Below are 14,309 nucleotides of genomic sequence, written 5' to 3'. Positions count from 1 at the left end.
ACTAAGAGAATGGGGTATTTCATTTTTACCCGTTTTTTTCAAAATTTATTTTTAGCACTGGTATATTATACTATAGCCCCCTGCAGCACAAGATAAAAAACCACAGGATCTCTCCTTTCAGGGTTTTCAGTGCTTCATGTAGTTTATTATAGATAGTACGCATGCTCAGGGCAGTTCTGTCGGCTATTTCCTCATAGCTCAATCCTTCATAGTATTTAAGCGTGATCAGTTCCCGCTGCCTTTTCGGGAGGTTGTCTATCGCCTTTTTTACGCGGAGTTGTCTTTCCAGTTGTGACTGATCTTCAATAATATATTCCTGGCGGGAAGGCTCACACAGGTTTTCATCCAGGGTAAGTGATGTTGTTTTCCGGTGTACTTTAAGGTCATAAATCAATTTGCGCCGGAATGATACTATAATATAGGCTTTTAGATGTTCGGGAGGCTGCAGGCTGTCTCTTTTATCCCAGAGGTATAAAAAAAACTGGTTGATGGTATCTTTTACCAGGTCTTCATCCGGTGTAATGGCCAGGCCGTTTCTGCGCAGGTCGTCATACAGGAGCTCATAAATGGTAAATAATGCCCCGGCATCTCCATTTTTAAAATCTTCCCAGAGAATGCTTTCATTGCTGTTCATTGGCACGAAGGGTAAGTAACTTTGGGTTTATCCGACAGGTCCGGAATTGGATAGCGGTTTGCTAAAGATAACAAAAACTCTATATGTTATATAAAGTATAGGCTTTAAGCTGCCTTGTAGCACAAAATAGTTAAAATCAGTTTGTTTTTTGGTAGTTTCTATAAAAGTTATATCTTTGCCACCCTGAAATTAAAGCTCAACTATCCGGAAAGGTGCAGGAGTGGTTGAACTGGCTCGCCTGGAAAGCGGGTATACCGCAAGGTATCAAGGGTTCGAATCCCTTCCTTTCCGCAAAAGGGGTAAAACATCGTCAAGATGGTTTGCCCCTTTTTCTTTTTTCATATGATCATTCCCCTATAGTCAGCACATTATTGAACCGTTTAAAACATCCTTTATGATCGACGCTGCCATCCAAAGACTGGAATATTTATGCGATGTAATCCCTCCGCTTTTAACCGCCATAGATGAGTCAACATTCTCGCACAAACCTTCTCCTGCCAAATGGAGTAAGAAGGAAATCATCGGACACCTGATAGACAGTGCTACCAATAATCATCATCGTTTTATCAGAGCGCAATTTGAAGAAACGCCAACGATTGTATATGATCAGAACAAATGGAATACGTATGGCTTTTACCAACAGATCAGCGGTACTCAGATTATTGCGTTCTGGACATTGTACAATAAACAACTGGCACAACTGATGCGGCATATACCAACAGAAAGTTTACAACGGTACTGCAGGACTAATGATCAACCATTGACACTGGCATTTTTAATCAATGATTATGTGGTACATCTGGAACATCACCTGAAGCAGGTGGTTGATTATTAATATTTAAGGTCACGCAACTTCAGTGCGTATCGAAACTGCACATTTGTTATTGTAAACTATAATTAATTAAACAATTAAATTAGTTTGTAATGACAATTGAAAAAGTGGCTGACCTGAAAATGACACCCGGTACGGCGGACAAGGAAATTTGCCATCTTCTGGGCTACTATAACCGGGATGATGGCGGTGGAGGAGATTTTTACTGGGATCAATTATCCACAGAAACTTCCAACGATGGTACTATCTTTAGTGTTACTTCCCCTGTAACCAACCCTGGCAGATGGAAAAGAATTTTTAATGCGCCTATTGATATTAAATGGTTTGGGCTGATGGGCGATCCGGCACAACCGGCTACCACTACCACACCTGTTTTTCAAAGGTGTTTGAATGCAGCCGGAGCATTGAAGATACCTATCCGGATTATCGGTGGAACCTATAATATATCTTCGGTAACTATCCCTGACAATACTACTTTGCTCGGAAGTGGTACCCCCCTGATCTATTCTATAGACCAGGGATTAAACCTCAGCAATGCTGATAATGTAAGCATCGACAGGCTTACTTTTAAAGGAGAAATGGCTTCTACCCAAACGAAGTGCCTCTCTGGCAGTAATATCTCCAATCTCATTGTCGAGAATTGTGAATTTTTATCAGGTATTATTGGTGTACTGATCGAGAATGTAACCAATGGTATCATCAGGAACTGTATAGCCCATGATTTCCAGTTACAGCCATTCCAGGTATCAGGCGCCAATATATTCAGGTATGAAAGTAATACCTCCTACAATAATGGTTCAGATGGTTTGAAATTAGCGGGTACAAAGGCTGATACTCCTCCTAATCTACATAAGGATATTATTGTGTGCAATAACATCTGCTATAACAATGGAAGGGATGGATTTGATATTGCCGGCAACATGGTTGAAAACCTGGAAGTATACGGAAACATCTTTTACAACAACATAGAACGAGGGATAGACTGCAAACTGGTTTACCAGGGCGGGTATATGAAGAATGTAACGATCCGGGACAACCTACTGTTTGACAACGAAAATACTGGTATTAACTGTCAGATTGATGTAACGTCTGTTACTGATAACAATGTTTCTATAAGAGATAATACTATTATCAGGGCCTCGATTGCAGGTACAAGCTATATCGGTCTTAATATATCAAGATTTGGAATCAACACTACAGTGTTTGGCAATCACATCAAAGGATATGGTACCGGCATTCAGATAAGAGATACCAGCGATTGTTTAGTACGTAACAATTATATTGAAGATGCCTATTCTTATGGTATTTGGCTACGTACAATTGCGCTTACCACTCCCGTATCCGGGAACATCATAGACAGTAACAGTATCCATGCAAGAGGTACTGCAGCCATCGCTATTGAAGATGCTTTAATCACACAAACTATCATTAAAAACAATACGCTTTCTATTAGTTCCACTAACAAGAAGCTGTCTGACAAAGGTACCGGAACGGTAATATTCAACAACCAGACAGGGAGCTCTTCCTCCATCCCTACCGTTAATGGTACAAAGGGGGATATTATTTATAATAATGCTCCAGATGAAGGAGAACCTATTGGATGGGTATGTGTGGACAGTACTAGTGCCGGGAAATGGAAAGAATTTGGATTAATAGGATTTCCTTCCGGAGTAGTAGATACCAGTAAGGTAGGAGTACAGGCAGCTACCGGTGCCGATCTGAACACCATTACATACGATCAATGGGGATTATATGCCGGTGGCGGTACTATCGCTAATACCCCTCCGGTATCATCCGCATCCTGGTGGGTTTTCACTCAAAAACAAAATACTAATAATAGCCGGATACAGATTGCCTATCCTTACAAATCTGCTGCCGTAGGTATCTGGTACAGGCAATATGATGATTCTTCCACTTCATGGACTCCATGGCGTCAATTGCTGGATACTTTACAGAAAGGGTCGGCTAATGGCGTGGCCACATTAGATGCCAACGCTAAATTGCCCATATCCCAATTACCTGCATTAGTATTCACCAGTAAATCCGCAATGGCAAGCGCAAATAATGAATTGTTTGTAGATAGCGCCGATAATAAATTGAAATTTAAAGATACTACCGGCGCTGTACATCAGCTGTATGTGTAATTTGGCTACTTAATCAAGAGGATTGGTAACCCCTTAAATAATTGGTAAGAAAAAAGTGACATTAAAACAAAAGAGCAGTGAATATTCACTGCTCTTTGTTTTAATATAAAATAACTTCAGAAGGCTACTCATGCGGTTTCATCATCCGTAGCAGCACCCGGGGCATTACTTTTCACTGAGGCGATACCGTTATCACGGCCACCTGCAGATTCATACATTTCACTGGTTCCAATCACCTGGCCATTACTGGCTTTCAGATTGAAATAATGTTTGTTATTACTGGATACTTTTTTTTCGTACCGTTCATCTTTCTGAGAATTGTCTTTTACGGATTCAATGCCATTCTGGCAATTAGCTTTTGAAGTATATCCTTCACTAACAAGGATCACCTCTCCATTACCAGCTTTTAATTTGAACCGGAACTCTCCGTTAGCGCTTTTAGTAATTACAAATTTTCCCATGAGAAGTTGTTTTTGGTAATTGAAAGATAACAAAAAAATATATTTGTCGCAAGTATAAGTCCGTTAAACATCCGGCAAATACAAAATGAATGAAATGGATAACATTCCATTCCATGATATGCACCGTCCATTGCTAATAATAAGTAAACGTAACTTTAATACTTACCCTGGGGTCTGTTTCCTTTTCATTATATGCCAGGCCGATCAGTTTTCCCTGCCGGAAAAAATGGCTGGTACGGCTTCTGTAATGGGTAAGATCTATCTGATCCGGGCTGATCTGTTCAATAGCCAGTTCAACTGATGACGTTTCTCCCATCCCTTTGCTGGTACGTTTAAATGGTAGTTGATAACTATCATTGTTATAGCAGGTTTTACTAAGCCGTTCCGGATTGTAAGGCGGATAGGTTACTACACAGTGGTCCTCTATTTTGCTGATAGTGCTGCTCAGCATTTTATCGCCATACCTATTGAGATAATATCCATCGGTAATACCATAACTACCTGTATTTAAAAATAATCTGTCGCTCAGCTGATACCGCTCTATCTCTCTTTCATTGGTTAAGATGACCGTATCTCCGGCATAGTTAACCCAGGTATGATTCTCTCCTCTGCTGATCTTTCTGGGCATATCCTGTTCGTAGGTGATTACCGTTTCACTTTCTTTTTCTCCTCTGGATATTTCGTAAAATTTCACCAGCTGTCCCTTTGCATTGTATTCAAAGGTAAACTGGTATTTAAATTCTTCTGCAGCCCCTGTGAATGTTTTTACTCCCGACAAGTTGAGAAATATGGCAGGGTTCAGCAATTCCAGTCCAATACTAATCTGGTCATATAGCAGGGCCTGTATGTTTTTCCGGACAGCATCTGATGGCTTATATACTTGCTTATATCTGATCACAGCAAGAGAATCCTCCATAAACTTTGCGATGTAAGATGATTGTTTATGCACACCCAGACGAGCCGACAGCTGTTCGGTCAGCATAATGTTGCCGTCTATTTCTACTGCCTTATCTTCAGGATTACCTGACCAGTAAACCAGCCCGCGGTAATCTTCCAGCTGGTCCCGGAAATCAAATTGCTGTTGCTGTTTATTGGGGATCTTCAGCAGCATATTATTAAACAGTAATTGTACATCATATTGCCCGCCCCATTGTGTTTTCAGTTCTGCATACTCCCGTTTGGGCACCTCTAACAGGAATGGCTGCTTTTTCATTTCCCGGAATCGTTGTTCCGATTCGCTATAATTATTATGGATATCCAGGAAGTATATTACAGGATGTTGAAGCGTTGCCGTCAAACTATCGCAGGTTTTACAGATACGCTTCGCCTCCTTGTCGCGATTAACATAACCAGTAGGCGCCTGTGCCTGGAGACGGACGCCTGTATAAAATAATAGCACAAATGCAATAGCCCATCTCTTGTAACCGGGTCTTTTTTTGCTGGGAATGCACAGTTGGTGCAATTGCTTGTTAACTAATGGATTCAACATGGTTTATCAGATTTTTCAGGATTGAAATTGAGTAAAGTTAATCTGTAAATCAAACTTTTATGTATATTCGGCGCAAGATATTACTAAAAAGGCGCATCTATTCGAACCGTATGATCAATTTAGCAGCAGTAAATAACGCAGGTAGCAATAACATCTCCTTACAGCCAACATTACTACGCTTTATAGTTAAAAATAACACTCCTATAGATTATTTCCAGCTCGACACTGCCATTATCGGTATGGACAAGTTTGAGGTGGAGACCTTAAATATAGCATTGAATGCGGGAGAACAAATCAATGCAGCGCAACATTTTCAGACAATAGATCACCAACGCACAGAAACAATTGTATTCAATCTGCCTGTAGGTGTTGGCAAAACAACTACAGGCTATCAGCTCGCTAAAAAATATCAGCAGGATGGCTATTATGTAATCATCTGCAGTGCCAATACAGCACTGGCCCAAAAAGACCACCAGGAACTCAGCAAACATTTCAGCACACAGGAACTCAGCAGTTTCAGCCATATTCAGGCAAATGACAGCACCGACCTCTTCCATCATCAGCTGGCAACAGCAGGTGTAAAGGCTCCGGTGCAAATCATGACGATCAACTGTCTGCTGCAAAACCCTGGTGAAGATATTTACGAACAGGCATTTCACCATAGCAGCTACCTCGATAATCTGCTGCAAACCATCACTAATACCAATAAGAAAGTAGTTTTCTTTTTTGATGAAATACATGAATCTGTAATTCATTTTAAAAACGAACTACTCCCTTATTTAATGAAATGGCGCCATGTAACACACAAATGCTACATTGCTTCGGCCACACATTCTCCGGCATCTATTCCTGTAATCAGGTATATTGCTTATCTCACCAATAAGCGGATAAAGATTTATGATAGCCCACGGATAAAGGCCAATACACAGGCAAGTCTTCATCTGCATATTTCCACAGAACAATATAACAGCAAAAGACTCTTTCCTTTAAATAGAATAGCGACTTTAATTCAAAGCTATAACAGCCGGAAAATTAATATCCTGGTAGGACATAAAGCATTGGCCAAAGCACTGACGAATGAACGTAATCAGCAAAACAGGCTTATTGGGAAGATCCTGGGACTACAGCCCAATATCTGTATAGATGAAACCGCCAATATCTTCAATGAGCAGGAACATAATATCGGTACCAATTTTAAATCCGGTATCAATATAGAAGACCGCAGATCAGTACTCATCATTGTACTGCCCATCGTTTCAGCCAACAAAAATGATCATTACGGCATTTTCAACGATGGTGCAGCTGCTATTATCCAGGCCATCGCAAGGATCAGAAAAGGAGGAGAAATCCATATTTTCATGTATGCTCCCGAAACGATCATTGCACTGGCAACACAATTGGAAAGCCTGGATGATAAACTGTATGAAGGAAAGGCAGGTGTTTCGCCCATGAAATTCAATGAGGCCTATGCAAAAGTGAAAGCCCTCTACGAAAATGAAGCAGCCAGACTGGACCCTCAGATTACCTTCCTGAATGAACTGGCACATGATACTCCTGCACTGAAATATCATTACCCTACTTTTCAGGAATACCTGCTGGACAAAAGCCAGGGTATCCTCATGGAAAACTATGAGAGCCTGGGCAAAGGGTTATCTGCTTTTGTGCTTTGGGCAAGTATTAATAATCAGTTCACCAATGCTACTCTCCGGACCATTGAGCTGATCTCCAAAAACTTCCAGCATGTAGAGTTGCAGCCGGATAATATTTACCAGACGCTTTTCCATCTGCTTACGGATGAGCAACGGGTAGACCTGGCACAACAACCTTTTAAGACTGCCTTTGAAAATGTGATCACCTATATTCAAAAAAGCAAGCGCATTATTGCCAGGGAAAGGAATGAAATAGAAGAAGCCATTTATACCAACCGGTTCTTCTATGAAGGGAAAAGCATCAATATCTCCGCCCTGAGGAAAATAGCGCCCTTTAATCTGGCAATCATTACCATTATCTATTACCTGAAACAAGGAGAACATAAAGAGATCTCAAAAGAAGAATACCTGAATACCTGTATTGCTAATATTGACCATGCTAGCGGCGAAGATCCTGAATTAACAACAGCTTATTCCCGGTTCAGGGAAATGAAAGAACTGTTCCTCGTTCATTTCGAGCAAAACATGGTTACCAATCGCAGTAATGAAAAAATCATCCATCAGGGATATTACACGAACCTCCCCGACAGCTTTATCCTGGAAGCCATTGAGGTGATCAATCTGTTAAAACGTACAGACGCCTACCTTAATTGTCCCTATAGTTTCTTCCAGGATAAAAAACAGCAGCTGAATGCCGAAAATATTGCAGAAGCCAAGAGAATTATTGCTACAGAGTTTGAAAGAAACTTTACCTCTATTAAAAGGATCAGCGAAAATAAAAGAACGCATAATGGGGAGGTGAAAAAGTACTATCTGATTACCATACCCATTGTAAAAGATTATCAGCTACCCAATACAATATTTCTGTAATCGGAATAGCCATTCGCCACAGTATACCCGCAATGTATTACCTTCTTCAAAAGATGATGTATCTTGTAAGGAATACGATGGGTTATGCCAAATAAAAGTAAATCCCCCCATATATTAAACACCTCCACCAATCTGTTGGGGTTCTGCCTGATTGTACTTACCTCTATTAAAGTGGCAGGATTTAACCATGCTACGATGATTGATGACTGTACCGGAATAGCTGCTTTATTGCTGATGGCCAGCTGTCTGCTGTCTTTTCTTTCTATGAAATCAAAGAGTGAAAAACGCAGTGAGACCATTGAAGTAATAGCAGATTATATATTTCTTTTCGCCCTGATATGCGTAAGCATCACGATTGTATTCGTATCTTTCAATCTTATTAAATAACCGTACCTCCCATTTGAACATTTTATTGGTTTGCTTAATTTTATCAAAAAATAGCCTTATAACTATTGTCCATTAGTCCCATTCATAATGAATCAATATTACTGGCCCGGGTAGCCCACGGAGATGAGAAAGCCTTCACAGAACTTTTTCATGCTTACCACCACCAGCTGGGCGAATTTGTAATGTTGCTCACCGCGTCTAATGAAATGACTGCGGAAATTGTACAGGATGTATTTCTGAAGGTATGGATGAACAGACAGGAATTGGCTACGGTAGATAAATTCACCGCTTATTTGTTTATCCTCACCCGCAATTACACCCTTAACTGTTTACGTAAACTAGCCAATGATCGCAAGAAACAGGTGCAATACGGACAATATGTAACCACCACAGCAGCCACAGAGCCACAACCGGTCAATACTGATTATTTCACCCTGGTTGACAGCGCCATTGCTCAATTGCCCCCACAACAACAACAGGTATACCTGCTAAGCCGCCGTGACGGGCTGAAGCACGTCGAGATCGCCACTCAAATGGGCATTTCCCGGGAAACGGTCAAAAAATATATCCAACTGGCAGTAAAGTCTGTAGGCGACTTTATAAAAAAAGCGGGTAAATCCAGTCTGACAGGGCTTTTTCTTCTTTTCCTATAAAAAATAGAAATTTTCTTTTCTCCCAATACCCCCTTTTTCTCATTTACTGTGTCTTTATCGCAGCAACACTATCTGATAGTAAACTGTATTTTATAATGCTCAACCAAAGACTCACCGGGTTATTCCATAAGTATGTAGATAAGACGGCCACTCCGGCAGAAAGAGAGGCGTTTTTCCAGTTATTGGCGCAGGCGAGCGAGGAAGAGATTAAAGCCCTTACAGAAGAAGCCTGGGAGGAATTTACGCCTCAGCAAACTCCCTTTGAGCCTGCTCAAAGTGAAGCCATGCTGCAAAACATCCTGCATACCCAAGCCATTACAACAAGTATAAACAAACCTTCCCGTTACCGTCTTTTGATAGCAGCTGCCACTATAGGAGCTATCCTGCTCGTAGGAGGGGCCTGGTTAATCAATACTAAAAAGCAGCCTGCTCAGGTAGCTGTTATTGCACAAAGCCAGCTGAAGAATGACATTGCCCCCGGAGGTAATAAAGCACAGCTGACCCTTGCAGACGGCACAAAAATAACGCTGGATAGTAATTATAACGGAACATTAGCCAAACAGGGCAATACCAGCATCCTGCTCAATAATGGAGCGCTTGCCTATAAAGGTGTACCCTCCTCCAATGCCACAGTGCATTTTAATACCCTTACCACCCCTAATGGCGGCCAGTACCATGTAACACTACCTGATGGCACCGGTGTATGGCTCAATGCAGCCAGCTCGCTCAAATATCCTACTGCCTTTACCGGCACCCAAAGGATGGTATCCCTTACCGGTGAAGCCTATTTTGAAGTAGCACAAAATGCCTCCGCTCCTTTTATAGTAAATGCAGGTGATGCGACTGTACAGGTGCTGGGAACACATTTTAATATCAATGCCTACAGTAATGAAAAAACGATGCGCACAACGCTGCTGGAAGGTGCCATCAAAGTGATAAAGCAGCAAAATGAAGTACTACTGACGCCGGGGCAGCAAACCCAGATAAATGAGGCTACCGGAAAATTCAACGTAAAAACAGTAGATACAGAAGACGTAATTGCCTGGAAAAATGAGCAGTTTGCATTTGCCAATATGGATATACCTGCTGTAATGCGACAGATCAGCCGTTGGTATAACGTAACAATTGTATTTGCAGGGAAGCCCCCTACCGGGGAAATAAATGGTAAGATTTCCCGTAACTATAATATTTCGCAAGTGCTTAAAATGCTGGAATATACTGCTGGCATTAAGTATAGTGTGGAAGGACAACAGGTTACTATCTATTAATAGTGAAAGTCATTATACCGGCCTATTTCAATCCATTTTGTTACCCCTGATAAATAGCGAAGTCAGCCAGGAGATTACGCCCCATCAAAAGAGGCAATTAGTCAACCAATAATATTATTCAACCTTAAAATCTGTTGCTTATAAGAGATTAACTACCCGAGCTATTACAACAAAAAAAACCGGCGATGTTGGCGCATCTCCGGTCAAAGGGCAATCAATATTGTCGCGTAAACACCTATTTTCTTACCCAAAATCAAATGTATGATTTTTACTGCTTGGTACCAAAACAAGTGCGGTACCCCCTTTTTATCAACTAAAACATGGATGGTTGTGAAATTGTCTGTAGTATTCCTGCTAGTTGGTGCTCTGCACGTTAGCGCTGCAGCCTTTTCTCAAAAGGTAACGCTAAGTGGTCAACACCTCACCCTAGAACAGGTATTTAAAAAGATAGAAAAACAAACCGGTTATTTATTCCTCTACAAAAAAGAAGTATTGGAGATGGCTACCCCTTTAAGCATCAACATAAAGGAAGCGCCACTGAACGATGCTTTATCGGTAATATTCAGGGAGCAACCGCTGAATTATACCGTTATGGAAAAAAATATCCTGGTAAAGTTGAAATCAACGGAAAATGATCCACCCTTTCTGGCCATCGCAGACACTACTGCACCAAAAGCAATTACAGGCACTGTAAAAGACGTCAAAGGTGCTCCCATCCCCGGCGTGAGCGTAAGGGTAAAAGGTAAAACAACCGGCGCCATCACCGATGCAAATGGCTATTTTAAAATAAACAATATTGCAGCCGATGCCGTACTGCTTATTCAGGCATTGGGATATATTCCATCAGAGTCTAAAGCAGATGGCAAAACAGATCTTAAAGTAACCCTGCAGGAAGACCAGACCAAACTCAGCGAAATTGTTGTAACAGGTTTCGGTGAAGAACGTAAAAGACGTAATCTTGGTTATGCCGTAACGGAAGTAAAAGGTGAAGAAATCACCAAAACCAATGCGGTAAATCCTATTGCAGCCTTACAAGGACTTGTACCTGGTTTACAGGTAACACCCGGCAATGGTGGCCCTCAGGCAACGCCTCGCTTCCTTATCAGGGGAAGTTCTTCCCTCGATCCATTCAAAAATACGCCTCTCATAGTGGTAGATGGTATTACTATGGACGACCAGGTAGTATTACCTAACAGGGGTGGTGAGCAGGACTTTGGAAATATACTTAAAGATATCAACCCGGATGACATTGCTTCTATTTCTGTACTCAAAGGTGGTGCAGTAACCGCATTGTATGGCAACCGCGCTGCCAACGGGGTTATTATGATTACCACCAAGAAGGGGTATTCCAAAAAAGGATTGGGCGTAAGCTTCAGCCATACCCAATCTTATGAAAAGCCTTATGCTACCATCGCTTTTCAAAACCGTTTCGGATCAGGTACCAGTACAGATGATTTTGTAAAAGGAAGTGACGGCGTGCTGGAAATCAACCCCAACACATACGGATATGGATTTGGTCCTGAAATGACTGGTCAGTTGGTGCGGGATATCAATGGTCAAATGATTCACAACCTTCCTTCCAAAGTAGTAGACCTTTATCGTACCGGTAAATATATCAATACCAACGTAAGTGTAGAAGGTGGTAATGAGGTAACAACTTTCCGCTTCTCCTATTCCAACAACAGCAGCTCCGGTACCACTCCCAGGAATGATTTCAAGCGTAACAGCTTCAATCTGCGCGCTACACACCGCTTATCCAAAGCCATACTATTGGATGGTAATGTTACCTATGTTCGCAGTAATGCATACAATCCCAATTATGCCAGCGGGGATAATAACATGATCTACAATCTGTCATTTGGATTGCCACGTAACTACAATGCCAGCTATTGGAGCACACATTATATTGATTCTGCCAACGGAGGGATTAACAAAGCCGATCCTACCGGCAATTCCAGCATCTGGTTTACACTTAATGAAGACAATCAGCGCCAGATAGAAGACAACTTCCGTGGAGGATTGAACACCAAAGTGAATTTCACACCATGGTTATCCTTTGAAAGCAGCACCAGTGTAAACCTTTATTCTACTTCCCTGGATAGAACCAAAAGAGGCCGTGACCCAGGCTTTACAGGTGGGGAATACTCTTCCAATCTCAGCAGGGTATTGCAAACACGGTTGAAGGGTAATTTCAATGTCAATAAACAGATCAATGCTTTTGACCTCTTTTTCCAGGTAGGTGCAGAATTAAATAATTCAGAAAGTAAATCCACCTATGCAGCTACGAGAGGAGGGCTTAAACAACCTGGTGTATACCGCCTGTCTAATTCGGTTGATGTGCCTTATACATCAGAAGGCAAGCCTAATAAATACCAGACCGCTTCCGGTTTCTTCCAGGGAAGCATCTCCTGGAAAGATATGCTGACGCTGAATATCTATGGCAGAAATGACTGGAACTCTACCTTACTGTATCCGGATACACACGGAGATTATTCCTACTTCTATCCTGGTGCGGATCTCGCATGGGTGTATTCCGATGCATTTAAACTGCCGGAAGTAATCACCTTTGGTAAGCTAAGGCTCTCTTATATTATCGCAGGTAATGGTACCGGTGTATACACCACCAATACAGGTGCATACACTGCTATAGACGATTACCGTCCCCGTACCGGCAGTACTGTACCACGATACGACTTTGACTCCAAAACCCTGGGCAACCTCAATCTCATTCCTGAAAGGAGTTTTAAAACAGAGATAGGTACAGAGTTAAAAATGTTCCAGAACAGATTAGGACTGGACCTTACCTATTACAAACAGAATACCAAACAACAGATTATCGGATTGGCAGTTCCACGGGAATCAGGTGTAGAGAATGCATTGATCAATGGTGGTAATGTACAGAACCAGGGTATAGAATTAGCATTGTATGGTTCTCCTGTAAAAGGTAACAACTTCTCCTGGGACAGTTATTTCAACTATACCCGTAACCGTAGCAAGATCATAGACCTTGCCCCAGGCGTTACAGTAGTGGGATTGGAATCAGAAGATGGCATCAGAACAGTGGCCAGAGTTGGTGGTGAATATGGTACGATGGTAGCTGGTTATGGCTATGCCCGTTATCAGGCTAAAGACGCAAATGGTAAGCCTGTCGCCAGCGCACTTAATGGCAAACCTGTATTGCAGGCAAATGGCGTATTCCTCCGTGCTTCCAATGACGCAGATGCTGTAGAAAAAGAAGCGATACTCGGTTCCTCTGTACCTAAATTCATGGGAAGCTGGAGAAATGACTTTCACTACAAATCCTTCACTTTCTCCTTCATGCTGGATGCCAAATTTGGTGGATGGGTATATTCCAACAGCTACAACTATGGCTCACAACTGGGCATGATGGAAAACACTTTATTTGGCCGTACCAAAGATCTGGGAGGTATAGAATTTGTAGATGCGCAGGGAGTTACCCGTACAGACGGGATACTACCAGATGGCGTGTTTGCAGATGGCAGCGTAAGACAAGGGCTGGATGGACAGAATTACAATGTAGGAGGTATGACGTATAAAGAAGCCTATGAAAAAGGGATCGTACGGCCACAGCGCGCGTATGCCTACTATTATAATGCCTTCAGCTGGTTTGCCGGTATCAGGGAAAGATCTGCACATGAGTCTTCCTGGGTAAGCCTGCGGAGTGTATCACTGACTTATGATTTGCCAGGAGCATGGGCTAATAAGGCAAGAATGAATGGCTTAAGGTTAACGATAGGCGGCAGGAACCTGGCCTATCTGTATAACAGCCTGCCTGATAATCTGAATCCGGAAGATTATGTTTCCAGTGGTTCCGGTGCTGCTTTCCTGGGTGGAGGAACTCCATTCTCCCGCACCATGTACTTTACACTTAATGCAAGTTTCTAACCTGCTGGTAAAGTAA

10 protein-coding genes and 1 tRNA gene are annotated in these 14,309 nt (G+C 41.9%); 8 read left to right on the top strand and 3 right to left on the bottom strand.

Annotated elements, in window-relative coordinates; genetic code table 11:
- Positions 1-70: 70 nt before the first annotated feature.
- Positions 71-634, bottom strand: a complete 564-nt coding sequence (locus ABR189_RS20340; RefSeq protein WP_354662312.1) for an RNA polymerase sigma factor — start codon at positions 632-634, stop codon at positions 71-73.
- Positions 635-840: 206 nt separating this feature from the next.
- On the opposite strand from ABR189_RS20340, the gene ABR189_RS20335 reads away from it, so the two are divergent.
- The 3 genes from ABR189_RS20335 to ABR189_RS20325 all read left to right on the top strand — a co-directional run bounded on the left by ABR189_RS20335 (position 841) and on the right by ABR189_RS20325 (position 3,610).
- Positions 841-925, top strand: a tRNA-Ser gene (locus ABR189_RS20335).
- A gap of 103 nt (positions 926-1,028) precedes the next feature.
- Positions 1,029-1,469 (top strand): DinB family protein, encoded by a 441-nt coding sequence (locus ABR189_RS20330; protein ID WP_354662311.1) that lies wholly within the window; start codon positions 1,029-1,031, stop codon positions 1,467-1,469.
- A gap of 89 nt (positions 1,470-1,558) precedes the next feature.
- Positions 1,559-3,610 carry a right-handed parallel beta-helix repeat-containing protein gene (locus ABR189_RS20325; RefSeq protein ID WP_354662310.1) on the top strand — a complete coding sequence of 684 codons (2,052 nt, stop codon included), beginning with the start codon at positions 1,559-1,561 and terminating at the stop codon, positions 3,608-3,610.
- A gap of 128 nt (positions 3,611-3,738) precedes the next feature.
- On the opposite strand, the gene ABR189_RS20320 is transcribed toward ABR189_RS20325, so the two are convergent.
- Both ABR189_RS20320 and ABR189_RS20315 read right to left on the bottom strand, forming a co-directional pair.
- The gene (locus ABR189_RS20320) at positions 3,739-4,071 is read right to left on the bottom strand and encodes a YegP family protein (RefSeq protein WP_354662309.1); all 333 of its coding nucleotides are present in this window, start codon (positions 4,069-4,071) and stop codon (positions 3,739-3,741) included.
- A gap of 133 nt (positions 4,072-4,204) precedes the next feature.
- Positions 4,205-5,560: a hypothetical protein gene (locus ABR189_RS20315; RefSeq protein ID WP_354662308.1), complete on the bottom strand. Its 1,356-nt coding sequence runs from the start codon at positions 5,558-5,560 to the stop codon at positions 4,205-4,207.
- A 110-nt stretch (positions 5,561-5,670) separates the two neighbouring features.
- On the opposite strand from ABR189_RS20315, the gene ABR189_RS20310 reads away from it, so the two are divergent.
- The 5 genes from ABR189_RS20310 to ABR189_RS20290 all read left to right on the top strand — a co-directional run bounded on the left by ABR189_RS20310 (position 5,671) and on the right by ABR189_RS20290 (position 14,293).
- Positions 5,671-8,079 carry a DEAD/DEAH box helicase family protein gene (locus ABR189_RS20310; protein ID WP_354662307.1) on the top strand — a complete coding sequence of 803 codons (2,409 nt, stop codon included), beginning with the start codon at positions 5,671-5,673 and terminating at the stop codon, positions 8,077-8,079.
- A gap of 84 nt (positions 8,080-8,163) precedes the next feature.
- Positions 8,164-8,466: a hypothetical protein gene (locus ABR189_RS20305; protein ID WP_354662306.1), complete on the top strand. Its 303-nt coding sequence runs from the start codon at positions 8,164-8,166 to the stop codon at positions 8,464-8,466.
- Positions 8,467-8,531: 65 nt separating this feature from the next.
- Positions 8,532-9,119 carry an RNA polymerase sigma factor gene (locus ABR189_RS20300; RefSeq protein ID WP_354662305.1) on the top strand — a complete coding sequence of 196 codons (588 nt, stop codon included), beginning with the start codon at positions 8,532-8,534 and terminating at the stop codon, positions 9,117-9,119.
- Between the two features lie 95 nt (positions 9,120-9,214).
- A complete protein-coding gene (locus tag ABR189_RS20295; protein ID WP_354662304.1) occupies positions 9,215-10,387 on the top strand; it encodes a FecR family protein in 1,173 nt (390 codons plus the stop codon).
- Between the two features lie 330 nt (positions 10,388-10,717).
- The gene (locus ABR189_RS20290) at positions 10,718-14,293 is read left to right on the top strand and encodes a SusC/RagA family TonB-linked outer membrane protein (RefSeq protein ID WP_354662303.1); all 3,576 of its coding nucleotides are present in this window, start codon (positions 10,718-10,720) and stop codon (positions 14,291-14,293) included.
- Positions 14,294-14,309 lie beyond the last annotated feature (16 nt).

The organism is Chitinophaga sp. H8 (assembly GCF_040567655.1).
GTDB lineage: Bacteria > Bacteroidota > Bacteroidia > Chitinophagales > Chitinophagaceae > Chitinophaga > Chitinophaga defluvii.
Note: the sequence above shows the minus strand (reverse complement) of the source record. Positions and strands in the feature narration are given on the sequence as shown.